This is a genomic window from Halomonas sp. NCCP-2165 (genome assembly GCF_023708045.1).
Classification (GTDB): domain Bacteria; phylum Pseudomonadota; class Gammaproteobacteria; order Pseudomonadales; family Halomonadaceae; genus Bisbaumannia; species Bisbaumannia pacifica.
The window spans coordinates 151,056-176,297 of the sequence record NZ_BRCY01000004.1 but is presented as its reverse complement, the minus strand read 5'-3'; the positions used below and the strand labels follow the sequence as shown (position 1 = coordinate 176,297).

The following is a 25,242-nucleotide window of genomic DNA, read 5'->3' as shown; positions in this document are numbered from 1 at the left end:
GGCGAGGCCTATTCCAGGTTATCGAGGCCGCGCTCGGCCATGGCCACGGCGCGGAACAGGGCTCGGCCCTTGTTGAGGGTCTCCTGCCACTCCAGCTCGGGCACCGAGTCGGCCACCACGCCGGCGCCGGCCTGCACATGCAACTGGCCGTCCTTGATCACCGCGGTGCGGATGGCGATGGCGGTGTCCATGTTGCCGTGCCAGGAGAGATACCCCACGGCGCCGGAGTAGACGCCGCGCTTGACCGGCTCCAGCTCGTCGATAATCTCCATGGCGCGGATCTTCGGCGCCCCGGAGAGGGTACCCGCCGGGAAGGTGGCGCGCAGCACGTCCATGGCGGAGAGTCCCGGCTTCAACTGGCCGGTGACGTTGGAGACGATATGCATCACGTGGGAGTAGCGCTCCACCACCATCTGGTCGGTGACCTTGACCGTGCCGGTCTGGCTGATGCGCCCCACGTCGTTGCGCCCCAGGTCGATCAGCATCAGGTGCTCGGCGACCTCCTTGGGGTCGCCCAGCAGGTCCTTCTCCAGGGCCTGGTCCTCCGCCTCGCTCTTGCCGCGCACCCGGGTACCGGCGATGGGTCGCACCGTGACCTCGCCATCCTCCAGTCGGGTGAGGATCTCCGGGGAGGAGCCCACCACCTGATGGTCGCCCAGGTCGAGGAAGAACATATAGGGCGAGGGGTTGAGGCTGCGCAGGGCGCGGTAGAGGTCCAGCGGCGGCGCCTGGTAGCCGATCGACATGCGCTGGGAGGGCACGCACTGCATGACGTCGCCGGCCAGCACATACTCCTTGATGGTCTCCACCGCGGCCTTGAAGCCGCCCTCGGTGAAGCCGGAGGTGAAGTCGCCCTCCTCCACCGCCGGCGCCCCGGTGCCGGGGCTCTGGGTATTGACGGTGGCGCTGCGCAGCCGGATCTCCAGGCGCTCGAGGCGCTCCCGGGCCCGCTCGAAGGCCTCCGCCTCGGCGGGGTCGGCATGGGTCCACAGGGTCAGGCGACCGGAGAGGTTGTCGAAGACCACCAGCTCCTCGCAGACCATCAGCAGGATATCCGGCACGCCCAGGGGGTCGGCCTTGGCGGCGGCGGCCGCGCTGCGCAGGCGCGGCTCCACGTAGCGGATGGTGTCGTAGCCGAAGTAACCCACCAGGCCGCCGTCGAAGCGCGGCTGGTCGTCGAGTTGCGGCACCTTGTAGCGGGACTGGAAGGCCTCGATCCAGGCCAGCGGGTCCTCCACCTCGGCCTCCTCGATCACCTCCTCGCCATCCAGGTGGCGCACGCTGAAGCCGCGCACCTCGAGGCGCTCCCGGCACGGCAGGCCGATGATCGAGTAGCGGCCCCACTTCTCGCCGCCCTGTACCGATTCGAGGAGGAAGGTCCAGGGTGCCTGGGCCAGCTTGAGGTAGGTAGAGAGCGGCGTATCGAGGTCGGCCAGCACCTCCCGGGTCACGGGAATGCGGTTGTAGCCGGCCTGGGCCAGCTCCTGAAAGCGGTCGGGGGTCATCATGCCCGTCAAGTCCTTTGGTGGTGTCTCGGAAAATGGCTAGCGGTGGCCGCCGGGGCGACCGGAGAGCATCACCATCGCCAGCGCTTGACCTCACGCATCAGGGTGGCGAGGCGCTGGCGGCTCGGGGGGAATTGACGGGGCATGGGGGCGGTGTCCGTGCGAGAAAGTTATAGCAACTTCTTATCAAATCGGCATTTTTTATAGCGCCTAACGGGGGAACACTAAACGAGTTCCGCCAGCGATTCAACCAGGCCATCGGGGCCGCTGGCCGTCACCGGTTCGCCATGGTTGTAGCCGTAGGGCACCGCCAGGGTACGGAAGCCGGCGGCCCTGCCGGCGGCGATATCGTGGCGGGAGTCGCCCACCATCAGGCAGCGTGACGGCGACACCTCGAAGTGACCGCTCATCGCCAGCAGCGGCGCCGGGTGGGGCTTCTTCTCGGCCAGGGAGTCGCCGCCCAGGCAGCGGGAGAAGACCCCCTCGATGCCCAGCCCCTCGAGGATCGGCGCGATAAAGGCCGCCGGCTTGTTGGTGACCAGCGTCAGGATCAGGCCCCGGGCGGCGAGCCCCTCCAGGGCCTCGCGCACCCCGGGATAGAGACGAGTGCGGGCATTCGGCGCCTCGCCATAGTGGTGCAGGAAGCGAGCATGGGCCGCCTCCAGGCGCTCGGCCTCGGGGGCCTGGCCCAGGGCCCATGTCAGGGCCCGCTCCACCAGCACCCGGGCGCCGTTGCCCACCCAGTCGCGCACCCGGGCCTCGCCGGCGGCGGGCAGGGCCAGGTCGGCGAGGGCGAGGTCCACCGCCGCGGCCAGGTCGGGGACCGAGTCCACCAGGGTGCCGTCCAGGTCGAAGCAGATCAGGGTGATGCCTTCCAGGCTGGGATGCATGGGGGCTCCTTGGTGAGTCACTGAGAGGGGACGAATCGGTCATGCCGATTATGCATGTAATATTACGGAAAAATCTTCCGTTTTTTGGCCGTCGCCCATAGGCAGACGAACGTCGTAACGCTATGCTAGGGCCAGCCGTTGCCGACTCCAGGGCATCTCCCCCCTACTCGGCCGGACGCCGACGACACCCCTGCCGTGACGCCCGACCGCCGTATCGAGGCCTGTGTCCTGACCCCGGGCAACTTTTTCAAACCTTTCCCTTTCACACTTTGTCAGGAGTCTCTATGACGCTACCACGCATCGTGGTGGTCGGCGGAGGCGCGGGCGGACTGGAGCTGGTTACCCGGCTCGGTCGCAAACTCGGCAAGCGCCAGCGCGCCGAGATCGTGCTCGTCGATCGCAACCCTACCCATATCTGGAAACCCCTGCTGCATGAGGTGGCCACCGGCGCCCTCGATTCCGGTCTCGACGAGGTCTCCTACCAGGGGCACTCGAAGAGTCACGGCTACCAGTTCCAACGCGGCACCCTGAGCGATATCGATCGCCAGGCGCGTCGCCTGACCCTGGCGCCGATCCTCGACGAGGATGGCAGCGTGGTGCTGCCGGCCCGGCATCTCGACTACGACTACCTGGTGCTGGCACTGGGCAGCGTCTCCAACGACTTCGGGACTCCCGGCGTCACCGAGCACTGCCACTTCCTCGACTGCCCCCAGCAGGCCGAGGCCTTCCGCCACGACATGCTCAATACCTTCCTGCGCTACAGCGCCCCGGAACGGCGTACCCACACCAAGCTGACGGTGGGCATCATCGGCGCCGGGGCCACCGGGGTAGAGCTGGCCGCGGAGCTGTATGACGCCTCCAAGATGCTCAAGAGTTACGGCTTCACCTCCATCGAGTCGAGCCAGGTGCAGGTTCATCTGGTGGAGGCCGCCCCCGGCGTGCTGCCCGCCCTGCCCTCGCGCATCGGCAAGGCGGTGCACCAGGAGCTGGAGAAGCTCGGCGTGCATATCCATACCGATACCCGGGTCACCCAGGTCACCGAGATGGGCTTTATCACCGCCGAGGGCGAGAAGATCGAGACCGACCTCAGCGTCTGGGCCGCCGGCATCAAGGCGCCGCCCTTCCTCTCCGAGCTGGGGCTTTCCACCGAGCGCAACCACCAGGTCAAGGTGCACCCCACCCTGCAGAGCCTGGACGACGAGCGCATCTTCGCCTTCGGCGACTGCGCCAGCTGCCCGCAGCCGGACGGCAAGCGCGTCCCGCCCCGGGCCCAGGCCGCCCACCAGCAGGCCGGCGTGCTCTACCGCAACCTGCGGGCGGCCCTGGCCGGCAAGCCGCTCAAGGAGTTCACCTTCCGCGACCGCGGTTCGCTGATCTCCCTGGCGCATTTCGATGCGGTGGGCAGCCTGATGCGTGGCGCCTCGGCGCGCAGCCTGTTTATCGAGGGGCGCCTGGCGAAGATGTTCTACGCCTCCCTCTACCGCATGCACCAGTTCGCCATTCATGGCGCCATCAAGACCGGCATGACGGTGGTGGTGGATGGACTGAACCGCTTCCTGCGGCCGAAGATGAAGCTGCACTGAGGCCGACAGGCGCATGAAAAAAGGCCGCCGAGCGATGCTCGGCGGCCTTTTTTGTCGCGCCGGGTGGCCTAGTCGACCCGCTCGGCGGTCAGTGCCTCGGCGCCGTGATGATAGAGATGCACGTCGCGCTGGGGGAAGGGGATGCTGATCCCCTCGGCGTCGAAGCGCCGCTTGATCTGCTCGGTCAGGTCCCAGTAGACGTCCCAGTAGTCCGCCGCCTTGACCCAGGGGCGCACGATCCAGTCGATGCTCGACTCGCCCATGGCGCTCATGCGGATATTGGGTGCCGGCGTCGGCAGGATACGCGCGTCGGCGGCCAGCACCTCCTCCAGCACCCGGCGCACGGTATCCGAGTCCGCCTCGTAACCGACGCTGGCCACCAGGTCGACCCGACGGGTGTCATGGCTGGAGTAGTTGGTGATGGCACCGTTCATCATCTGGCCATTGGGGACGATGATGCGGCGATTGTCCGCGGTCTTCAGCTCGGTGGTGAAGATCTGTACGTCATCGATAATGCCCGCCACGCCGCCGGCCTCGACATAGTCGCCGATCTTGTAGGGGCGAAAGATGATCACCATCACCCCGGCGGCGAAGTTGGCCAGCGACCCCTGCAGGGCCAGGCCCACCGCCAGGCCGGCGGCACCCAGCACGGCGATCAGTGAGGCGGTCTGGATCCCCACCCGACTGATGGCCGCCAGCACCACGAAGACCAGCAGCAGGGCATAGAAGATATTACCCAGAAACTTGACCAGCAGCGGCTCCACCTTGGCCCGCTCCATGGCCTTGGTGGACAGCTTGTGCAGCAGCTTGGCCGCCCAGCGCCCGATCAGGAAGATGGCGATGGCCGCCACCAGGTTCACTCCGAAGCTCGCCCCGGAGGTCTGCAGGAAGGTCACTACCCCATTGGCATCCATAGGTCGTCCTTTTTCCATTCAACAAGAGTGATTCGTTCGACAAACCCTCGCAGCATAGCAGGGCGCGTCGCTATGAATCATCGCCCTCGAGCCGCCGCGCCAGCCAGGCCCGCTTCTGCGACGCCGAGAGCCGCTTCAGGGCGGCCTCCTGGCGCAGCGCCTCGCCGTGGCTGGCCATGGGCGCCTGGTACCTGAGGGTCAGCGGCCCCTTGCCGCGCAGCGCCTTGGCACCACGCCCCGTGCGGTGCTGCTGCAGGCGCCGCGCCACATCGGTGGTGATGCCGGTATAGAGGGCGCCGCCGGCGGTCTCCAGCAGGTAGAGGCTCCAGCGCCGCTCGGCCGTCATCCCTCAGGCCCTGGCCAGCTCGTCGCGGAAGGCCCGGATCACGCTGTCGTAGTGGTGGGGATCCTCGCCGCGACCGGCATTGAAGACCGCGGAGCCCGCCACGAAGGTATCGGCGCCGGCCCGGGCGATCTCGGCGATATTCTCCACCTTGACCCCGCCGTCGATCTCCAGGCGGATATCGTAGCCGGAGGCATCGATACGCCGGCGCGCCTCGCGCAGCTTGTCGAGGGTGCCGGGAATAAAGGATTGCCCGCCGAAGCCCGGATTGACGCTCATCAGCAGGATCATATCGACCTTGTCCATCACATAGTCGAGGTAGGAGAGCGGCGTGGCCGGGTTGAAGACCAGGCCCGACCGGCAGCCACCATCACGGATCAGCTGCAGGGAGCGGTCGATATGGTCGGAGGCCTCCGGATGGAAGGTGATATAGCTGGCCCCGGCCTCGATAAAGTCACCGATCAGGCGATCCACCGGCGTAACCATCAGGTGGGCATCGATGGGCGCGGTGACCCCGTGATTGCGCAGTGCCTTGCAGACCATGGGGCCGATGGTCAGGTTGGGCACGTAGTGGTTGTCCATCACGTCGAAGTGGACGATATCGGCGCCGGCGGCCAGCACATTGTCCACTTCCTCGCCCAGGCGGGCGAAGTCGGCGGAGAGGATGGAGGGGGCAATCTTGAAATCGCGGTGAGACATGGAGGTCGAAGACTCCTCGGGTCATGGTAGCCAGGTCGGGCGTATTCTAGCAGCCCGACCGGCTTCCCTACAGGCATCATATTATCGACAGGCGCTCCCCCGCAGCGGAGCCGATGCCCCTATCGCGGACCGTTGCCTCGGCACTGCCTTATGCCTCACCAGCCCGTGGCGACGCTTCGTCCAGCGCATTTTCATCGGCCTTGCCCACCCGATAGATGACATACAGGGCGGAGATAAGCGTCAGGCCTACGAAAAGGACCAACCCCGCACCGAGACCGGCATAGCCACCCCACTCCACCGAGTAGCCCGCCACCACCGGAGCGATGCCATTGGCTGCCATCACTGCGCCTCCCGCAGCCGCCACCACACGGCCCTGCTTGTCGGCGACACTCGCCACCCCCATCAGGCAGCTGTAGGTGAAAAAATGCAGCGTCGACCAGGCGATAACGAGGCCACCATAGAGCCATTGACTATCCGTCTGACTGACCGCCAGGGTAACCCCTCCGGAGGCGAGGATCCCGAATAGCAACAGCGCCGAGCGCCCGAATCGCTTGCCGGCCCAGATAAGCAGCAATGGACCCAACAGCGAAGTGGCACCATGCACCCCAAAGATCAGCCCTAGCCCGCCCGGCTCGAAGCCGAGGCGATGCACCCCGATGCGCTCGGCATACATCCAGATCATGGTGTCGCGGATAAAATAGAAGAGCACCATCGCCAGCACTGCCAGCGACAAGGGGGTCAGCAGAAACAGGTAGGAGCGCTTGCCTTCCTGGGGAAGGCGCGTCGATGCTCCTTCGCCGACGAGGCCTTGCGCCTCCGGCGTCGCCATCAGCCAGGGGAGGCAGAACAGGTGCAGGACGATCAACACCCACATGACCCCATCGAGGGCAAAGCGGCTAGCGAATTGTGGCGTCAACACCAGGAGGGCGATAAACAGCACCGTGCCCAGCAGGACGACACGATCGAAGGTTTTCTCGGGATCCTCAAAGCCGGCCACCACCGCATTGCCGACCGCCAGCACGACGCCATAGCCAACCCCCGAGAGCACCAAGGGTAAAACCACCGAGGCGCTATCGTTCACCATCACCACCCCGATATTTCCCAGCACGGCCAGCGCCGTTCCCAAGAGCACCAAGGGTCGCCTGGGTAGCCGATGCACCGCGGGAGCGACCGCGAAGGCCGCCAGACACATCGCCGTGAGGTTGTAGGTGACCAGCAGCCCCGCCGCGGACTCCGAGATGGCAAAGCTGGTGATATAAGCACTAAATAAATAGGGCAAGACGAGCAGTGGTGCCAACCCGACGCCATAGATCGCCGCGAAGGGCATCAGGATATCTTTCGATGTTAGTGTCTCGAACATTTTCATTATTGTTCACTCCCTTGCTCAATCCAGGCGTTACCGGCATGGGCTTCGGCCAGGGCGATCACCGCCTCCTGATGAGGCAATACCTCATCGGTATAGGCGATGGTCGAGCCAAAGCTTTCGAAGGGGTTATCGATTTCCGATTCAACCCCCGATATTCCCTCGATCACCGCAAGCCCCATATAAGGGGTCGATGCCAGGTCATAGCCCCCTTCCTGGCACAGTACCAGGCGCCCTTGGCAGAGTTGCTCGGCGGCATGTCGGATTCCCTTGGCAAGATATTTGAAGCCACGGGGTGTCATGGCCATACGCGCCAGGGGGTCGTAGCAACCGGCATCCAAGCCCGAAGCGACGATGATAAAGTCGGGGTTGAAGCGCCTGAGCGCGGGCATCACGACCCGCTCGAAGACCTCCTGATAGATCCGGTTTCCGCCCCCCGGAGGCAGTGGCACATTGATATTTCTGCCGAAGCCCTTCCCTCCTCCGCGGTGATCGACGGTCCCCGTATTTTCCTCGAGGAAGTAGTAGTCCTGATGGATGGAGATCGTCAGGACGTCGGCATCATTCCAGAAGATCTCCTGGGCACCATTGCCGTGGTGCACGTCCCAGTCGACGATAGCGACCCGCTCACAGCCGAGCCGTTGGGCGTGACGTGCCGCCAGGGCGACATTGTTCAGCACGCAGAAGCCGGCACCACGGTGGCTCTCCGCATGATGCCCGGGTGGCCTGACGAAGGCGAAGGCATTATCGACCTCCTCTGCCATCACCCGCTCCACCGCCGTCATCGCTCCACCGGCCGCCAGCAAAGCGATATCGAGCCCTCCGGCGGCGAAGACCGCCCCGGGGCCGGCGACCGCCGCCATGCCTTTATCCTGGGCCTTGAGGCTGTCCAGGTATTCGCCAGTATGCACACGCAGAATTTCGTCATCCGTGGCCCTGCGCGGTTTGATGCTAACCAACTGTTCGGCTAGCCCCGATTGCTGCAACAAGTTATAGAAACGACGCTTGATCTCCGGTCGATCATAGTTGGCGCCGGGCTGCACCAGGAAGGGAGGAAAGGGTTGATTGAGGCTGTCATACCAGAAGTAGCTCTCATCGAATACCAGACCCGTGGGCATCGGTTCTCTCCTTGATTACCTTGTTGTTGTTACAGGAAATAGGGAATCTTCGACGAGCCGCCCGCCGAGTCCGGCGGGCGGCCGACATCAGCGGGCCAGGTAGCCCTCGGCGCGCAGCCCTTCGGTGACCTCGAGGATGCTCTCCCGGAGGGTCTCGGCGACGAAGTCGACGTCCTCGCGGGTCAGGATCAGGGTCGGCGAGAGGATGTTCATATGCGCCAGCGGGCGCACGATCAGGCCGCGCTTCTGACAGGCATCGGCGATGCGATTGCCCACCTTGGCCGCCGGATCGATCAGCTCCTTGGTCGCCTTGTTCGCCACGTTCTCCAGGCAGATCATGAACTTTCGACCACGCACATCGCCCACCAGCTCGAGCTCGCCGAGCTCGCGAATACGCGCCTCGAAGTAGGCGCCGACCTCTTTCACATGCTCGCAGAGGCCCTCGCGCTCGATGATCTCGATGTTCTTCAGCGCCGCGGCGCAGCTCACCGGATGGCCGGAGTAGGTGAAGCCGTGGGTGAAGATGGCGCCCTCGGCCTGGGGCTCGCTGATCACCTCGTAGATGCGATCGGAGAAGATCGTCGCCCCCAGCGGCAGATAGCCGGAGGTGAGGCCCTTGGCGCAGGTGATGATATCGGGAACGATCTCGAACTCGTCCTCGGAGGCGAACATGTGCCCGAGCCGGCCGAAGGCGGTCACCACCTCGTCGGAGACATAGAGGACGTCGTACTTGCGGCATACCTCCAGGGTCGCCTTGTGGTAGCCCTTGGGCGGCACGATCACCCCGCCGGCGCCCATGATCGGCTCGGCGAAGAAGGCCGCCACGTTATCCGGGCCGATCTCGAGGATCTTGTCCTCCAGCTCCTGGACCTTCTGGCGGCAGAATTCCTCCTCGCTGAGCCCCGGGTCGCGGCGATAGGGATTGGGGCAGGAGATGTGGTGCACCAGCTGCTCGTCGATATCGAAGCCGATATGGTCGAACTTGACCCCGGTGATCGACATGGCCATGTAGGTGCTGCCGTGGTAGCCGTCGATCCGCGAGATGATCTGCTTCTTGGTCGGCTTGCCGAGCTGGTTGAAGTAGAAGTGAATCAGGCGCACCGCGGTGTCGTTGGCCACCGAACCGCCGCAACCGTAGAAGACGTGGTTGAGGTCTCCCGGGGCCAGCTCGGCCAGCTTGGCGGCAAGCTTGGCCGCCGGCGGCGTGGTGTGATGGCCGAAGGTGGAGAAGTAGGGAATGGCGCAGATCTGCTCCGCCACCGCCTCGGCGATCTCCTTGCGACCGTAGCCGATATTGACGCACCACAGGCCGCCGATGCCGTCCAGGTAACGCTTGCCGTCGGCGTCCTGGATGGAGACGCCATCGGCGCCGGTGAAGACCATGGAGCCGCTCTCCTTGAAGGTGGAGAAATCGGTCCAGGGGTGCATGAAGTGATCGCGATCGGCTTCCCAGACTTGCTGCTTCTCGGCGGCGTCGACGGCGGTTACCTTGGGGTTGAGGCTATTCATGGGGTCACTCCTGTTCGTTCGGGTCGTGCGGGGATTCGTGGAGGCGCGGCGCCGGGCCGGTGACTCGACGCCACCTCTCGTGAGCAATCGTTGTGTTCTCAGTCGTGGCGTTCGCCGCCGGCGCCAGTGGCCATCAGCCGATCCAGGGGCTCGGGGCGGAACAGCGGCTTCTTCATGACGCCCTTGATCCAGACGATGGCCACCAGGCTGACGATGCCCAGTACCACCCCGGCGCTGGTGAAGATCCAGGCGGTCAGTTCGGGGGCCGGCGAGGCGTAGACGATGGCATAGACCATGCCGGCGATGCCGATCAGCTGTGGCAGCGGATAGAACGGCGTGCGGAAGGGGCGCTTGGCGTCGGGATAGCGGCGACGCAGGGCGATCACGTTGACATGGGCAATGATATAGGCGAGCAGCCAGGCGATGGCGGCGGCCACCAGCAGCAGGCCCACGGTGCCCGCATCGTCGCCCCAGATCAGCAGCGGCAGACCGGTGACGCCGGCGACGAACAGCACCGCCACCCAGGGCACCCGGCTGGTCGGCGTCAGCCGGCCGAGGATCGGGAACACCTGGCCCCGCTCGGCCATGCCCTGCAGCATCCGCGGCACCGAGGCCAGCGAGGTATTGAGGGTGCTGCAGGTGGCGGTGACCGCCGCCACGGCGAGCAGGAAGGTGCCGGAGCCGCCGAAGGCCGCGGTGGCATACTCGAGGTGGGGCAGCTCGGCGTTGATCAGAGTCTCGCGGGGAATGTAGAAGAGCGCGCCCAGGCAGTAGAGCAGGAAGACGGCAAAGATCAGGGTCAGGCCGATAAACATGGCACGCGGAATATTGCGCTCAGGGTTGCGGCTCTCCCCCACCAGCGGGCAGACGAACTCCACCCCCACATAGCCCCAGATGGCCAGGGCGATCAGGGTCAGGGCGCCGTCGCCCAGGTTGAACTCGCCGAAGACCTGCCCCGCGGGAATCTCGTGGGGCGCGAAGCCGCCGCTCAGGGCGCTGACGCCGAGCAGGGTCAGGGCCACCACCATCACGAAGGCCAGCACATTCTGCAGCCTGGCGAAGACGTCGATGCCCATCAGGTTGAGCAGCGTGAAGAGGCCGAGCAGCCCGAAGGCGATCCACAGGCCGCCGCCCAGGCCGGGATAGAGCACCCCCAGCAGGTAGTCGACCAGCAACAGCTCCGCGGAGAGGGCGAACATCGCCACCACCACATAGCCGGAGAAGACCGCGAGGATCGCCGGGAAGTGGCCGAGGGCCACCTCGGTGTAGGTGCTCAGGCTGCCGGCCCGGGGAATCATCAGCGACAGCTCCGAGAAGGAGGCGGCATAGCAGAGCGCCAGTACCCAGGCGATGGCCAGGGGCACGATATAGGCGGCGCCGGCGATGCCCACGCCCTGGAGCATGATCACCATCACGCCCTGGGACACCACCAGGCCCACCGCCACGGCGAGCAGCGCCTTCATGCCCAGGGCGGCGCGGGGTTTGTCGGTGGCCGCGCCGGGCGCGGCGGCAAGGGTTGTCTGTGTCTCTTGCATCGGGAATACCCTTATCTTGTAGTCGTTGTCATCGTGGGGCGCGCCGCCGGGGTAACGGCGCGCCCTTGCCTCGCTGCCTTACCGGGTCAGGCCATTAGAGGCGGATCCAGGTGGTCTTCAACTGCGTAAACTTGTCCAGCGCATGCAGGGAGAGGTCGCGACCGAAGCCGGACTGCTTGTAGCCGCCGAAGGGCGTGCTGAAATCGATGGCATCCACGGTATTGACCGAGATGGTGCCGGCGCGCAGGCGCCGCGAGACCCGGTGGGCCCGGGACAGGTTCTCGGTCCATACCGAGGCGGCCAGGCCGTAGATGGAGTCGTTGGCGATGGCCACCGCCTCGTCCTCGTCGGCGAACTCGATCAGCGCCGCCACCGGGCCGAAGATCTCCTCCCGGGCGATGGTCATCTGCGGCGTCACCCCCTCGAAGAGGGTCGGCGAGACGAAGGCCCCCTCGGCATCCGCCGCCGGCGCCTCGCCCAGGGCCAGGCGCGCGCCCTCCTCCACCCCCAGGCGGATAAAGCCGCGCACCCGCTGGGCGTGGTCGTTATCGATCAGCGAGCCGACGTTGGTCTGCGGGTCGAGGGGATCGCCCACCTTGAGCCTGGCGGCCGCCGCGACGAAGTGGGCGACGAAGGCCTCCTTGATCTCGCGCTGCACCAGGATCCGCGAGTTGGCGGAGCACACCTCGCCCTGGTTGAAGTAGATGCCCTGCACCGCGGCGGCAGCGGCGGCCTCCACATCGCAGTCGGCGAAGATCAGGTTAGGGCTCTTGCCGCCGCACTCCAGCCACACCTGCTTCATGTTCGAGCGGGCGGCATAGTCGAGGAAGCGCTTGCCGGTGGCGGTGGAGCCGGTGAAGGTCAGGCAGTCCACGTCCATGTGCAGGCCCAGCGCCTGGCCGGTGATATGGCCATGGCCGGGCAGCACGTTGAAGACGCCGTCGGGCAGGCCCGCCTGCTTGGCCAGCTCCGCCAGGCGCAGCCCGGTCAGCGGCGACTGCTCCGCCGGCTTGAGGATCACGCTGTTGCCGGCGGCCAGGGCCGGGGCCAGCTTCCAGGCGGTGATATCCAGCGGGAAGTTCCAGGGAATCACCGCCGCCACCACGCCGATCGCCTCGCGGGTGATGGTGGCCAGGTTGTCGCCGTCGGTGGGCGCCACCTCGCCATACAGCTTGTCGATGGCCTCGGCGTACCAGGCGAAGCAGCCGGCGGCGCCGGGGATATCGATGCCGTGGGCATCGCTGATCGGCTTGCCGGTGTCCAGGGTCTCGAGCAGCGCCAGCTCGTCCTGGTGCTCCATCATCAGCGCCGCCAGGCGCTGCAACACCGCCTTGCGATGGGCCGGGGCGGCCCGGGACCAGGTCCCCGCCTCGAAGCTCGCCCGGGCCGCGGCCACCGCCGCCTCGACCTCCGCCTCGCCACAGGCGGCGACCTCGGTGATCGCCTCGCCGCTGGCCGGGTTCCAGGTGGTCAGGGTGGCGCCATCCGCCGCGTCCCGGCGCCGGCCATCGATAAAGGCGCCGCCGGGCAGGCTCAGCCGAGTGCGCAGGTCACGCCAGTAGGAAAGATCGTGTGCCGCCATCGGAATCACTCCAGTTGTCGGGGGTTGTACTTGGGGCCTCGTAAGGCGCGAATCACGACTGGTGAGCTCACGATAGCCCCGGGCCCTGCTTTACTAAAATATTATTATGCTAAGCGCTGGCTCAGCTTTTCTTATGCAGAGGTGCCGCCGAGTGGCCGCCGATACCGTCCAGCGGTGAGAGACTCAAGGGGAGGAAGACAAGACACCGGAGCCGCGGCGATGCTTTTCGCCTGGCCGCGACTCGATGGGGTTCGGGATCGGCAAGGCCCCGGGGCCTTATTCGCGCTCGCTGGAGTCGATCAATCGCTCGGGAACCTGGGCAAAGGCGTGGGCGAGCCGCTCCAGAATCGGCGACAGGGAGTCGGCGTCGCAGGCCAGCCGATGCATCGCCTCGGCGGCGGGGCTCAGGCGCAGCCCGCGCAGGCAGGCGATGCCCATGCACAGCGGCGGCGCCTCGTCGCTCAGGGTCAGTGCCTTGAGGCGTCCGCCGTCGAAGGCATCCAGGGTGGTCAGGGGCGTATTGAACAGCGCGAAGCCGAAGCCCTTGGCCACCAGGCCGCGGATCATGTCCATCGACTTGGCGCGGTGGGCTACCGTCGGCGAGAGCCCCTGGTGGGAGAAGATCGACAGGAAGTAGTCGCGGCTCAAGGGCCAGTCGAGGATCACCATGGGGTACTCCACCAGCTCGGCGAGGCACACGCTGTCGCGGTCGGCCAGGGGGTGGTCGACGCTGACCACCGCATAGGGAGGAAAGCGGTAGAGGGGCGTGAAGTCGACGCTCTCCGGAACCTGGAGGTCGTAGGTAAAGGCCAGCTCGTAGTCCCCCTTGCCCAGGCCGGCGACGATATCCGCCTGATTCATCTCGTCGCACTGCAGGCTCACCGCCGGGTAGCGGTCGGCATAGCGGCGCAGCAGCTGGGGCAGGAAGACCGGCGCGAAGGTGGGAAAGGCCACCAGGCGCAGTTCGCCGCCGATCTCCTCGCCCAGGGAGACGGCGAAACGCTCCAGCCCCTCGGCGTCGCGCAACAGTTGCTTGGCGCGCACCAGCAGTTGCTTGCCGGAGGGGGTCAGGGAGAGCCCCTGGGCATGGTGGCGCACGAAGAGCTGCAGGCCGGTGGTCTCCTCGATCTGCTGAATGGCCGCGGAGATGGAGGGCTGGGAGACATGCAGGCGCTTGGCCGCCTGGGTGACGCTGGAGAGGTCGCCGGCGACGACGAAGTAGCGCAGCTGCTTGAGGGTAAAGTGACGCATCGACGGGGTTCCGGGCTCGGGGACTCGAGGCGGCGACGCCGCCTGCCCCGAGCATACCAAGGCTGGCCCGGGGGCGTTAGCGACCTCTCTGATCGCGAGCCACCGCAACGAGAATGGCTAAGGGGCGCTGGGGGCAGGGCGGAGCAAAGCGTCTTTTTCAGGGGTGAGGAAGACCCTTCCGAACGGGTAGGCCATGGAGGGCCTACCCCGGCCCTGAAAGCGAAGCAGGATAGCGTAGCGCCTCAGGAAAAAGTCGAGCGTCCAGGGAAGGATTCACAGCGTCTTTGCGAGGCCTGCCCCCAGGACAGCCCCGAGCCTCGACGTCAGGACAATCTAAACTGACGACACCTCGGCGCAGGCGCGATCCAGGCGGGCCACCGCCTCGGGGTCGGCCAGGGCCTCGGTGAGCCGCGCCAGGAAGGCCTCGCAGCGGCCCAGCTGCTCGCGGGTCACGTACTCGTCGGGCTGGTGGCCCTGGGCCATGCTGCCGGGGCCGCAGACCAGGGTGGGAATCCCCAGCTCGCGCTGGAAGAGTCCCGCCTCGGTGCCGAAGCCGATGCGCTCGCGGCCCGGCTCGGCCAGCAGCGACAGGATCAGTTCCACCAGCTCGCCCTCCTCCGCCATGGCCAGGCCCGGGTAGTCGCCGAGCCAGCGCAGGGAGACGCCGGCCTCCGGATGGCACGCCTTGAGCTCGGCATCCAGGCGATCGATCTGCGCCATCAGCGGCGCCAGCAGCGCCTGCGGGGCCTCGTCCGGCACGTTGCGCACCTCGAAGTCGAGGCGGCACCGGGCCGGGACGATATTCAGCGCCGTGCCGCCGTCGACGGTGCCCAGTTGCAGGGTGGTGTAGGGGATGGCGAAGCGGGTATCGAAGGGCCCGGTCTCGGCCTTGGCGGCGGCGGTGTCGGCGAACCACTGGATCAGCGGCGCCGCCGCCTGGATGGCATTGATGCCCTCCGGGGCCATGCCGGAGTGACAGGCCCTGCCCGTCACCTCGATGCGACCGGCCAGCTTGCCCTTGTGGGCGGTAGCCAGGCGCATGGAGGTGGGCTCGCCGACCACACAGGCGGCGGGACGCACCCGGAAGCGGCGCATCGCCTCGAGCAGGCTGCGCACTCCCAGGCAGCCCACCTCCTCGTCGTGGGAGAAGGCCAGGTGGATGGGCGCGACGAGCTCGGCTCGTGCCATGGCCGGCACCGCCGCCAACACCGCCGCCAGGAAGCCCTTCATGTCCGCGGTGCCACGGCCGTAGAGGCGCGGCCCCTTGGCGGTCAGCCGATAGGGGTCGCTGCGCCAGGCCTGGCCGGTCACCGGCACGGTATCGGTATGCCCGGAGAGCATCACCCCGGGGCGGTCCCCGGGGCCGATGGTGGCGTAGAGGTTGGCCTTCTCGCCGCAGGCCGAGGGGACCAGGGTCGCCTCGATGCCCTGCTCGGCGAGGCGATCCCGCACGAAGTGGATCAGCGCCAGGTTGCTGCGATCGCTGGTGGTATCGAAGGCGATCAGCCGCTCCAGCAGATCGACACAGGCCGTCGAGGCATCGCTCATCGGTCGTCTCCCGGCACCCCATAGCCCGGCGCCTGGTTGGGGTCGATGGCGCGGCAGAGGTAGGCGGCCCGCTCGGGGAGGTAGGCCTGCCACACCATGCGCAGCTCCTGGATGGGGGCGATATGCCAGTCCACCCGCAGGTCCACCGCCGGCCAGTTGGCCTGTTCATAGACCTTGAGCCCCGCCGAGTGCACCGGGCCCATCTCGCCGCCGGCGGCCTGGGCCGCCTCCAGCGCCGCCAGCAGCCGCTCGGCGAGCTCTCCCGGGTGGTCCTCGAAGGTCTCCACCAGGGCATCGATCACCGCGCCATCGGCGAGCATGTTGCCGCCGGCCACGCAGTCGCGACCGCGCCGGGTGGCATGGATCCCCAGGGTCTCGGCGCCGCTATGCACGGCGCTGCGGCCCGCGGCGTCCAGCACTTGAAGCTGCCGCCACTCGGGGAAGCGCTCCTCCTCGACCAGGCGCGCCAGCACCGTCTCGGCGGACAGGCCCTGGGCCAGCAGCTCGGTGCCGCGCTGGCCCAGCGCCGGGTTGGTGACGTTCTGGGTCAAGACCACCCCGCGCCCCGGGGCGATAAAGGGGCAGCGACTGGCCACGCAGATGCTCGACGAACTGATGGCGGTGCCGAACTGGCCGGTCTCGCGGCACAAGCCGGCGATGGAAAAGGTCATTGGGCGCCCTCCTCGTCGTCGGGAATCACGGCGATCACATCGATCTCCATCAGCCACTCCGGCTGGGCCAGCCCCGCCACCACCAGGCCGGTGGAGATGGGATAGACCCCCTTGAGCCACCGCCCCACCTCCCGGTAGACCGGCTCGCGGAAACGCGGGTCGGTGATATAGGTGGTGGTCTTGACGATATGATCGAGGTGGCTGCCGGCCTCCTCGAGTAGCTGCTTGACGTTCTTCATGGCCTGGTTGGCCTGGGCGGCGGGGTCCCCCAGGCCGACCAGGCGACCCTCGAAGTCGGTCCCCACCTGGCCGCGCACATAGACGGTGTTGCCGGCCCGTACCGCCTGACAGAGGTCGTTGTCCAGGCTCTGGTTGGGATAGGTGGCCTGGGTATTGAACATGCGAATTCGGGTATGCGTCGGCATCGACGACTCCTTGCTGCTGAGGCGATAACGGCGGGAGGCGCTTCGCCTCCCGCCACGGGCTTACTCGACGACCAGCGCTCGGCGTGGCGCGCTGCGCCCCGCGTCCCGGGCCTCGGCGTGGTAGGCCAGGTACTTGCGCTGGGTGGCGATGTGATCGGCGATATGCTTGGCGTCGTGCCATACCCCCCAGATAAAGCTGGAGCCGCGCCGCGACAGCCAGGGCAGGCCGACGAAATAGACGCCGGGCTCACGGGAGACGCCACGCTGATGCTGGGGCTTGCCGCTGGCATCGAAGGTATCCACCTTGAGCCAGCGGTAGTCCACCGTGAAGCCGGTGGCCCAGACGATGGTGGTGACCCCGGCCTCGGCCAGGTCGAGCTCGCGCAGCGGCTCGCGCACGCAGGCCGGATCGGCGGGAATATGGCGCGCCTCGGGCTCCTCGGGCAGGTCGAGGCCATTACGGCGGGCATAGTCGTCGGCGGCATCCAGCATCGACAGGTAGTTGGCGTCGCCGGCGGCCAGGTTGTCGGCCAGGTCGGATTCGAAGGTGACCCTGCCGTCGGCGAAGGCCCGGGTGCGCCCGACCAGGGTCATGCCCTGATGGGCCAGCTCGCGGAAGTCGATGGTCTTGCCGCCACCGGCGCCGCTCACGGCGATGGTGACGTGCTCGCTGCCGGGCTTCATCATCTCGGCATCCCACTCGCCGAGCACCCCCAGCCACCAGCAGAAGTCGCGTCCCCGGTAGGCCCGGGGCGGCCGATCATGGGGCCCCACCGAGAGGTAGACTCGCCGGCCGGAGCGGCGCAGCTCCTCGGCGATCTGCACCCCGGAGGAACCGGCCCCCACCACCAGCACCGCCCCTTCCGGCAGCTGCCCGGGGTTGCGATACTCGGCGGAGTGAAGCTGGGTGAGAGACGCGTCCTCGGGGGCGATGGGCGGAATCACCGGCGTCTGGAAGGGGCCGGTGGCGGCCACCACCCGGTTGGCCTCGATCACCCCCTCGGAGGTCTCGATGGTAAAGCCCGGCCGGCCGACGTTGCGCTCCACCGACCTGACCTCGACCCCGGTGCGGATGGGGGCCCGGATCTTCTCGGCATAGGCCTCGAAATAGGCCGCCACCCGTTCCTTGTCGGCGAAGGCATCCGGGTCCAGGCCATCGAACTCGAGCCCCGGGAAGCGGTCGTGCCAGGCCGGGCCATTGGCCACCAGGGAGTCCCAGCGGCGGGTGCGCCAGGCCTCGGCGATGCGGTGACGCTCCAGTACCAGGTGGGGCACCCCCTGGTTGCTCAGGTGTTCGCTCATGGCCACGCCGGCCTGACCGCCGCCCACCACCAGGGTATCGATCGTTTCTACTGTCATGCTGCGTCCTCCGGGTGAAGTCGTTATGACCCCACCTTAGGCGCGCCCCATGATTAGATAAAATATAGTTATTCTGGCTTCTGCATCAAAAAAATAGATGCTAAGGGCGGCGACGCCATCATCGAGAATGGCTATTGGCCATTATTCCCAAAATATATATAAAACAGGATTGTCATTACTTATGAGCTAGTTTAGCCTGCTATCCAACATCCTGAATTTCGTGCGGAGCCCATGACCATGTTCAAGCCCTCCTGGATTCGTCGCGGCATCCTGGCCGCCGCCCTCGGCAGCAGCGTCGTCGCCGCCACCCCGGCCCTGGCCCAGGAGCGCGAGTTGCTCAACTCCTCCTACGACATCGCCCGGGAGCTGTTCTCGGCCATCAACCCGGACTTTATCGCCCACTGGGAGGCCGAGCACGGCGAAGCCGTCGGCGTGCAGCAGTCCCACGGCGGCTCCTCCGCCCAGGCCCGCGCCATCATGCAGGGCCTGCGCGCCGACGTGGTGACCTATAACCAGGTCACCGACGTCCAGGTGCTGGCCGACGCCGGCCTGGTGGCCGAGGAGTGGCAGACTCAGTTGCCCAACAACGCCTCCCCCTACTACTCCACCACCGCCTTCCTGGTGCGCGCCGGCAACCCCAAGGGCATCGAGAGCTGGGACGACCTGGCGCGGGAGGACGTGAGCATCGTCTTCCCCAACCCCAAGACCTCCGGTAACGGCCGCTACACCTACCTGGCCGCCTGGGGCTTCGCCGAGCAGGCCTTCGACGGCGACGAAGCACAGATTCACGACTTTATGCGCACCTTCCTGCGCAACGTGGCGGTCTTCGACACCGGCGGCCGTGGCGCCACCACCAGCTTTATCGAGCGCGGCCTGGGCGATGTGCTGATCAGCTTCGAGTCCGAGGTCAACAATATCCGCGGCGAGTACGGCAGCGACGACTACGAGGTGATCGTGCCGCCGGTGAGCATCCTCGCCGAATTCCCGGTGGCCGTGGTGGAAGAGAACGCCGAGCGCAACGGCACCGAGGACCTGGCCCGGGGCTACCTGGACTACCTCTACAGCGAGGAAGGCCAGCGCACCCTGGCCGGCTTCAACTACCGGGTCCACCACGAGGCGGTGGTGGAAGAGTTCGCCGAACAGTTCCCCGCCACCGAGCTGCTGCGCGTCGAGGAGGTCTTCGGCGGCTGGGAGCAGGCCATGGAGGAGCACTTCGCCGGTGGTGCCCTGCTCGATCAACTGCAGCGTCGCTAAGCCATCATGAGCCTCGCCCTTCCCCGCCTCAGGGGCCGTCGCCGGGTGCTGCCCGGCTTCGGCCTGTCGCTGGGCATCAGCCTGATGTTCGTCTCGCTGGTGCTGTTGCTGCCCATGACCAGCCTGGTGGGCCAGCTCTCCGGCATCGGCCTGGCCGAGTACTGGGCCATCATCAGCGATGGCCGGGTGGTGGCCAGCTACACCGTGACCCTCGGCGCCGCCGCCCTGGCGGCGCTGGTCAACGCCGCCTTCGGCCTGCTGCTGGCCTGGGTGCTGGTGCGCTACGAGTTTCCCGGCAAGCGCCTGCTCGACGCCCTAATGGACCTGCCCTTCGCCCTGCCCACGGCGGTGGCCGGTATCACCCTGGCCACCCTCTATGCCGGCAGCGGCTGGATGGGACGGCTCCTCGAGCCGCTGGGGCTGGACGTGGCCTACACCTGGGTGGGCATCGCCCTGGCCATGGCCTTCACCAGCATCCCCTTCGTGGTGCGCACCGTGCAGCCGGTGCTGGAGGACCTGCCCCAGGAGGTGGACGAGGCGGCCCTGACCCTGGGCGCCAGTGACGCCACCGCCTTTCGCCGGGTAATCCTGCCGCACCTGTGGCCGGCGCTGGTCACCGGCACCGGGCTCGCCTTCGTGCGCTCGCTGGGCGAGTTCGGGGCGATCATCTTTATCGCCGGCAACATGCCCTATGAGACCGAGATCACCGCCCTGATGATCTTCGTCAAGCTCCAGGAGTACGACTACGTGGGCGCCTCGGCCATCGCCTCGGTGATATTGATGGTCTCGCTGGCGCTGCTGCTGGCGATCAACATCTGGCAGGGACACTTTATCAAGCGCCTGCATGGAGGACGCGGCTGATGCAACGGATCGGTGATGCCCCGGCGGTGCGCCGGGGCCTGATTGGCGCCGCCCTGGTCCTCTCGGCGCTCTTCTTGCTGCTGCCCCTGGTGGCGATCTTCGCCCAGGCCTTCGCCCAGGGCGTGGGCGTCTTCTGGGCCAATGTCAGCGACCACTACACCCTGGCCGCCATCGGCCTGACGCTCTTTATCACCGTGCTGACGATTCCCGTCTGCCTGGTGTTCGGGGTGGCCCTGGCTTGGCTGGTGACCCGCTTCAGCTTCCCGGGGCGGCGCCTGCTGCAGACCCTGATCGATATCCCCTTCGCCGTCTCGCCGGTGGTGGCGGGGCTGATCTATCTGCTGCTCTACGGCCGCAACGGCTGGATCGGCGGCTGGCTCGACGCCCAGGATATCCAGCTGATGTTCGCCTGGCCGGGCATCCTGATGGTGACCCTCTTCGTCACCTGCCCCTTCGTGGCCCGGGAGCTGATCCCGCTGATGCAGGCCCAGGGCTCCCGGGAAGAGGAGGCGGCGGTGACCCTGGGCGCCTCCGGCGGAACCATCTTCCGCCGGGTGACGCTGCCCAATATCCGCTGGGCGCTGCTCTACGGGGTGATCCTCACCAATGCCCGGGCGGTGGGCGAGTTCGGCGCCGTCTCGGTGGTCTCCGGGGCCATCCGCGGCCAGACCAACACCCTGCCGCTGCACCTGGAGCAGCTCTACCAGGACTACAACACCGTGGGCGCCTTCGCCAGTGCTGCGCTACTGGCCCTGATCGCCCTGTTCACGCTGGCCGCCAAGGCCGGCCTGGAATGGCGCGCCACGCGCCGGGAGGCTTGATCATGGGCATTCGCCTGAGCCAAATCGCCAAGACCTACGGCCGTCCGGGCACGCCCCGGGCCCTGGAGCCCATCGACCTGGAGATCGCCAGCGGCGAGCTGGTGGGCCTGCTGGGCCCCTCCGGCTCCGGCAAGACCACCCTGCTGCGGATCATCGCCGGCCTCGAGCAGGCCGACCGGGACCCGGCCGGGACCATCCACTTCGGCAGCCGCGAGGTCACCGACGTCCATGTGCGCGACCGGCGCATCGGCTTCGTCTTCCAGCACTATGCGCTGTTCAAGCATATGACGGTGTTCGACAACGTGGCCTTCGGCCTCACCGTCCAGCCGCGCGGCCAACGCCCCTCCAGCGGCGAGATCCGCGCCCGGGTGCATCAGTTGCTTGAGATGGTCCAGCTGGAGCGCTTCGCCCAGCGCTACCCGGCGGAGCTCTCCGGCGGCCAGCAGCAGCGGGTCTCCCTGGCCCGGGCCCTGGCCCTGCGCCCCGAGGTGCTGCTGCTCGACGAGCCCTTCGGCGCCCTGGATGCCAAGGTGCGCCAGGACCTGCGTCGCTGGCTGCGCCACCTGCACGATGAGCTGAACTTCACCAGCGTCTTCGTCACCCACGACCAGGAGGAGGCCCTGGAGCTCTCCGACCGGGTGGTGGTGATGAGCGATGGCCGCATCGAGCAGATCGATACGCCGGCACGGCTCTATCGCGCCCCGGCCAACCGCTTCGTCTTCGAGTTCCTGGGCGACGTCAATCGCCTGGAGGGCGAGGTGCGCGACGGCGTGCTGACCTGCGGCGAGGCCCGCCTGGCGGTCGACCTGCCCGAGGGGCCCCAGGAGCTGCTGCTGCGCCCCCACGAGCTGAGCCTGGCGGCCGCTCCCCAGGCCACGGCGCACCTGCCGATGACGGTCACCGCCGTGGTGCCGGTGGGCGCCGAGGTGCGTGTCGAGCTGGCCGCCGACTGGCTCGCCGAGCCGTGGCTCGCCACCATCGGCCATGGCGATTTCGAGCGCCTCGACATCAAGCGCGGCCAGCGCCTCTATGCCCTGCCCCAGCACTGGCACCGCTTCGGCGCCGAGGGCCGGCCGGCGACCCAGCCCAGCCTGGCCTGAGTCGATATCGTCCGGCCTGAAAGGGCTCGGGGCTCCCGGGAGCAGGCCCACGCGAAAACGCTGTGACCCCCTCCCTGGGCACTCGGCATTCTCGTCCCTGATAATGACGCTTCGCTTAGGGCTTCCCCCGGCGCCCCTTAGCCCAGGTCACCGCCGTGGAAGCTATTCAGCGTGAGGCTTATGCCCCTATACTCGCCTCGGCATCCCGCCGAGGCGTTGTTATTGGAGAGCCCCCCTATGCCAAGCCCTATGCCAAGCCCTATGCCAAGCCCTATGCCAAGCCCTATGCCAAGCCCTATGCCGAATCCCGTGCCCAGCCCCCTGCCCAGACTCCCGCTGCTTGCGCTGCTGCTTGTCGCCCTGCTGCTGGCGGGCTGCAGTAGCCCCCACTACCTGCAGGTGGATCCCCGCCTCAGCGCCGAGCTGCCGCGCAGCGGCCAGGGCCAGGCGGTGGCGGTGCATGTGGTGGACGGTCGCGACAGCGAGGTGCTGGGCACCCGCAGCGGCGCCGAGATGTCCACCGCCACCATTACCGTGCAGGCCCATGCGCTGGTGCCCAAGCTGCAGGCCCAGGCCGAGGAGGCGCTGCGCCGCATGGGCTTTCGCCCCACCCGGGAGGTCGACACCATCCCGCGGCTGACCCTGACCCTGAGGCGCCTGGACTATGCCCGCGGCGACGAGGTGCCGGTACTCGGCGAGGCGGTGCTGGAGGCGGTCTTCCAGGCCGAGGCGGTCAACGCCGGCACCACCTACACCGGTACCTACACCTCGCGGCGTAGCCAGAGCTATGCCCTGCGCCCCAGCCAAGCGGCCAATACCCGGATGGTCAACGAGCTGCTCAGCGACGGCCTCAACCGCAGCTTCCGGGACCCGGAGCTCGGCGCCCTGCTGGCCCGCTGAGCTCGGCCCCAACACCGCCAAACGCCAAGGGGCGCCTATACAGGCGCCCCTTGGCGTTTGGCGGTTCGCTATGCTCCGCCGGCGAGCCCGGTTCTTCAATAAGGCCCTCGGCGCTTCAACGACCAGACACTCTCCCGGAAGCCATTGGGCTCCGGCTCGGCGTCGTCCAGATGCACCAGCTCGAAGTTGGCGCCGAACAGCCGCTCCACCTCCTCGGCCTCGACGCTGAAAGGCGGCCCGGCGTTATCCGGCCGGGTCAGGCTGACTAACAACCCGCGGCTCCCCGGGGCCATCAGCTGGGCGAGGTGGAAGGCATAGCGCTGGCGGGTCGCCTCGGGCAGGGCGATCAGGGCGGCGCGATCATAGAAGGCCCCCACCTCGGCGGCCTGGGGCAGGTGAAAGTGGAAGAAGTCACCACACCACAGCTCCACGCTGCCCTGTCGGGTCACCTCGAAATCGCCCTGGCGATAGCGGGACGCCGGCGCCTCGCCCTCGGCCACGAACTGGGCGATCGCCTGGCTGGCCAGCTCGATCCCCAGCACCGGATGCCCCCGCTCGGCCAGCCAGCGCATATCCAGGCTCTTGCCGCACAGCGGCACCAGCACCTTGGTATCGCCGGGCACGCCGAGCCGCGGCCAGTAGCGCACCAGCGCCGGATGCGCCGCCTCGCGATGAAAGCCGATCCGACCTTCCCGCCAGCGCATCAGCCACTCGTTTTCATAAACGCTATCCATCCTCACCAGACTCCCTTGGACACCGGTAGCACTTAGAACCAGCGATCGCGCTTCTTGCGACGCCGCGGCAGATGGGGAACGATCAGCCCCACCAGCAGGCCGGCCCCGGCCACGCCCCCGCCATACAGGAAGTAGCGCAGCAACAGGTCCTCTTCCTGGGTATCCAGACGCGCCTGCAGCTCGCGCACCCGGCGCTGCGCCTCGGTGACCTGACCATCCAGCTCGTGATTGCGCGACTCCAGCTCGGCGATTCGCGCCTCGCGCACCGCCAGGGTCTCGGTCATGCCGGCCACGCGCTGCTCCCACTGGCCGTTGATGCCGTCGAGCTCCTCGCTCAGCGCCGCCACCCGACGCTCCAGCGCCGGCAGCTGGACCCGGTCGCTGGGCGACGCCTGCAACTCGCTGGTCAGCACCCAGACCCGGTCACCGTCCGCGTCCTCGACCCGGGTGTAATTGCCGCTGCTCTCCAGGGCGCGCACCGGCTCACCGGCGGTGAGGGTGCCGATGATGCGATAGCCGTCGGTGGGCCCGCTGCGCACGAAGGTGCTGAGATCATCGGTGACCCAGTGGGTCGGGTCCTGCACTTCCTGAGCCTGGACGGAGAGGCTCAGCCCTCCCAATACCAGGCCCATGATCAAGGGGTTGAATTGTTTCATAGCTCTGCCGTCTTGATGGGCTCGGGATGACACAACGGCCCCGCCCCAGGCGATCTTCGACGCGGCCGACGACTCCTTCGGCGGCCTCGCCCCACTCGGATTGCCATCCACAGCTTCTGTGGATAAGTCTTGGGAAAACCCTTCGCGAAGAGTTCGTATCCGGCATCGGCGCTGCGATCCCGACAAATCGATCACTTTTTGATCGACACCACGGACGCTACTCCTCGCCGCGGGGAGGCCAGCTCATGGGTCGCGGAAACTCCGCTACCTTGCCCTCGGCCTTGACCGCCTTGGCGGCGCCCTCGCGCTCCACTTCATCGATACGCACGATGGAATTCAAGGGGATATAGCTACGGTTGACCCCCTCGAAGGTACGCCGCAGCTTCTCCGAGGCGGGGTCCACCACCAGCTTGGAGGCATCCTCGAAGACGAACTCCTCCACCTCGAGAAAGCCCCACAGTTCGCTCTGGAAGATCTCCCGTGCATAGAGCTCCCAGACCTCGCCCTGATTATGAAATACCACGCGATAGATGGGCTTGGACGCCATAGTGCCTCTGTTTCGACCTCGGTTGACCGCCTCGCCGGTGGGCAAGCGCGCCCCCGGATCGTGACCGGCAAGAA

24 protein-coding genes are annotated in these 25,242 nt (G+C 67.1%); 6 read left to right on the top strand and 18 right to left on the bottom strand.

Features of this window, described 5'->3' with window-relative positions:
* Window positions 1-8 precede the first annotated feature (8 nt).
* Window positions 9-1,505: an anthranilate synthase component I gene (gene trpE, locus NFU04_RS03735; RefSeq protein ID WP_251308175.1), complete on the bottom strand. Its 1,497-nt coding sequence runs from the start codon at window positions 1,503-1,505 to the stop codon at window positions 9-11.
* Window positions 1,506-1,729: 224 nt separating this feature from the next.
* Window positions 1,730-2,395: a phosphoglycolate phosphatase gene (locus tag NFU04_RS03730; RefSeq protein ID WP_251308158.1), complete on the bottom strand. Its 666-nt coding sequence runs from the start codon at window positions 2,393-2,395 to the stop codon at window positions 1,730-1,732.
* A gap of 284 nt (window positions 2,396-2,679) precedes the next feature.
* Here NFU04_RS03730 and NFU04_RS03725 point away from each other — a divergent pair, with 284 nt between their 5' ends.
* Window positions 2,680-3,978 carry an NAD(P)/FAD-dependent oxidoreductase gene (locus tag NFU04_RS03725; RefSeq protein WP_251308157.1) on the top strand — a complete coding sequence of 433 codons (1,299 nt, stop codon included), beginning with the start codon at window positions 2,680-2,682 and terminating at the stop codon, window positions 3,976-3,978.
* Between the two features lie 68 nt (window positions 3,979-4,046).
* On the opposite strand, the gene NFU04_RS03720 is transcribed toward NFU04_RS03725, so the two are convergent.
* The 13 genes from NFU04_RS03720 to NFU04_RS03660 form a co-directional block, all read right to left on the bottom strand.
* Window positions 4,047-4,892, bottom strand: a complete 846-nt coding sequence (locus NFU04_RS03720) for a mechanosensitive ion channel family protein (protein WP_251308156.1) — start codon at window positions 4,890-4,892, stop codon at window positions 4,047-4,049.
* 70 nt (window positions 4,893-4,962) lie between these two features.
* Entirely contained in the window at window positions 4,963-5,238 is a 276-nt protein-coding gene (locus tag NFU04_RS03715; RefSeq protein WP_251308155.1) for a GIY-YIG nuclease family protein, read from the bottom strand.
* Between the two features lie 3 nt (window positions 5,239-5,241).
* Window positions 5,242-5,934: a ribulose-phosphate 3-epimerase gene (gene rpe, locus NFU04_RS03710; RefSeq protein WP_251308154.1), complete on the bottom strand. Its 693-nt coding sequence runs from the start codon at window positions 5,932-5,934 to the stop codon at window positions 5,242-5,244.
* 148 nt (window positions 5,935-6,082) lie between these two features.
* Window positions 6,083-7,300, bottom strand: coding sequence for an MFS transporter (locus tag NFU04_RS03705; protein WP_251308153.1), 1,218 nt, complete (start codon window positions 7,298-7,300; stop codon window positions 6,083-6,085).
* Window positions 7,300-8,415, bottom strand: a complete 1,116-nt coding sequence (locus NFU04_RS03700; RefSeq protein WP_251308152.1) for a class II histone deacetylase — start codon at window positions 8,413-8,415, stop codon at window positions 7,300-7,302. The genes NFU04_RS03705 and NFU04_RS03700 overlap by 1 nt, the downstream gene beginning before the upstream one ends.
* A gap of 87 nt (window positions 8,416-8,502) precedes the next feature.
* Window positions 8,503-9,924, bottom strand: coding sequence for an aminotransferase (locus NFU04_RS03695; protein WP_251308151.1), 1,422 nt, complete (start codon window positions 9,922-9,924; stop codon window positions 8,503-8,505).
* A 98-nt stretch (window positions 9,925-10,022) separates the two neighbouring features.
* The gene (locus tag NFU04_RS03690) at window positions 10,023-11,459 is read right to left on the bottom strand and encodes an APC family permease (protein WP_251308150.1); all 1,437 of its coding nucleotides are present in this window, start codon (window positions 11,457-11,459) and stop codon (window positions 10,023-10,025) included.
* Window positions 11,460-11,553: 94 nt separating this feature from the next.
* A complete protein-coding gene (locus NFU04_RS03685; RefSeq protein WP_251308149.1) occupies window positions 11,554-13,041 on the bottom strand; it encodes an aldehyde dehydrogenase in 1,488 nt (495 codons plus the stop codon).
* A gap of 276 nt (window positions 13,042-13,317) precedes the next feature.
* Complete coding sequence (locus tag NFU04_RS03680) at window positions 13,318-14,292, bottom strand: LysR family transcriptional regulator (protein WP_251308148.1); 975 nt, start codon at window positions 14,290-14,292, stop codon at window positions 13,318-13,320.
* Window positions 14,293-14,625: 333 nt separating this feature from the next.
* The gene (gene argE / locus NFU04_RS03675; protein WP_251308147.1) at window positions 14,626-15,840 is read right to left on the bottom strand and encodes an acetylornithine deacetylase; all 1,215 of its coding nucleotides are present in this window, start codon (window positions 15,838-15,840) and stop codon (window positions 14,626-14,628) included.
* Complete coding sequence (locus NFU04_RS03670) at window positions 15,837-16,511, bottom strand: DUF1028 domain-containing protein (protein ID WP_251308146.1); 675 nt, start codon at window positions 16,509-16,511, stop codon at window positions 15,837-15,839. The genes argE and NFU04_RS03670 overlap by 4 nt, the downstream gene beginning before the upstream one ends.
* On the bottom strand, window positions 16,508-16,936 hold the full coding sequence (locus NFU04_RS03665; protein WP_251308145.1) for a RidA family protein: 429 nt from the start codon (window positions 16,934-16,936) through the stop codon (window positions 16,508-16,510). The genes NFU04_RS03670 and NFU04_RS03665 overlap by 4 nt, the downstream gene beginning before the upstream one ends.
* Before the next feature lie 60 nt (window positions 16,937-16,996).
* Entirely contained in the window at window positions 16,997-18,295 is a 1,299-nt protein-coding gene (locus tag NFU04_RS03660) for a flavin-containing monooxygenase (RefSeq protein ID WP_251308144.1), read from the bottom strand.
* Between the two features lie 237 nt (window positions 18,296-18,532).
* On the opposite strand from NFU04_RS03660, the gene cysP reads away from it, so the two are divergent.
* From cysP to NFU04_RS03635, 5 genes are all read left to right on the top strand, one after another.
* Complete coding sequence (gene cysP / locus NFU04_RS03655; protein WP_251308143.1) at window positions 18,533-19,549, top strand: thiosulfate ABC transporter substrate-binding protein CysP; 1,017 nt, start codon at window positions 18,533-18,535, stop codon at window positions 19,547-19,549.
* A 6-nt stretch (window positions 19,550-19,555) separates the two neighbouring features.
* On the top strand, window positions 19,556-20,410 hold the full coding sequence (cysT, locus tag NFU04_RS03650) for a sulfate ABC transporter permease subunit CysT (RefSeq protein ID WP_251308142.1): 855 nt from the start codon (window positions 19,556-19,558) through the stop codon (window positions 20,408-20,410).
* Entirely contained in the window at window positions 20,410-21,231 is an 822-nt protein-coding gene (cysW, locus tag NFU04_RS03645; RefSeq protein WP_251308141.1) for a sulfate ABC transporter permease subunit CysW, read from the top strand. Before cysT ends, cysW begins: the two co-directional genes overlap by 1 nt.
* A gap of 2 nt (window positions 21,232-21,233) precedes the next feature.
* Window positions 21,234-22,331, top strand: a complete 1,098-nt coding sequence (locus NFU04_RS03640) for a sulfate/molybdate ABC transporter ATP-binding protein (RefSeq protein WP_251308140.1) — start codon at window positions 21,234-21,236, stop codon at window positions 22,329-22,331.
* 309 nt (window positions 22,332-22,640) lie between these two features.
* The gene (locus NFU04_RS03635; protein WP_251308139.1) at window positions 22,641-23,231 is read left to right on the top strand and encodes a YajG family lipoprotein; all 591 of its coding nucleotides are present in this window, start codon (window positions 22,641-22,643) and stop codon (window positions 23,229-23,231) included.
* Window positions 23,232-23,326: 95 nt separating this feature from the next.
* Here the strand turns inward: NFU04_RS03635 and NFU04_RS03630 are convergent, their stop codons facing one another.
* The 3 genes from NFU04_RS03630 to NFU04_RS03620 form a co-directional block, all read right to left on the bottom strand.
* Entirely contained in the window at window positions 23,327-23,965 is a 639-nt protein-coding gene (locus NFU04_RS03630) for a thiopurine S-methyltransferase (protein WP_251308138.1), read from the bottom strand.
* Window positions 23,966-23,997: 32 nt separating this feature from the next.
* Entirely contained in the window at window positions 23,998-24,621 is a 624-nt protein-coding gene (locus NFU04_RS03625) for a TIGR04211 family SH3 domain-containing protein (RefSeq protein WP_146804022.1), read from the bottom strand.
* Between the two features lie 217 nt (window positions 24,622-24,838).
* Window positions 24,839-25,168: a DUF1820 family protein gene (locus NFU04_RS03620; protein WP_251308137.1), complete on the bottom strand. Its 330-nt coding sequence runs from the start codon at window positions 25,166-25,168 to the stop codon at window positions 24,839-24,841.
* Window positions 25,169-25,242 lie beyond the last annotated feature (74 nt).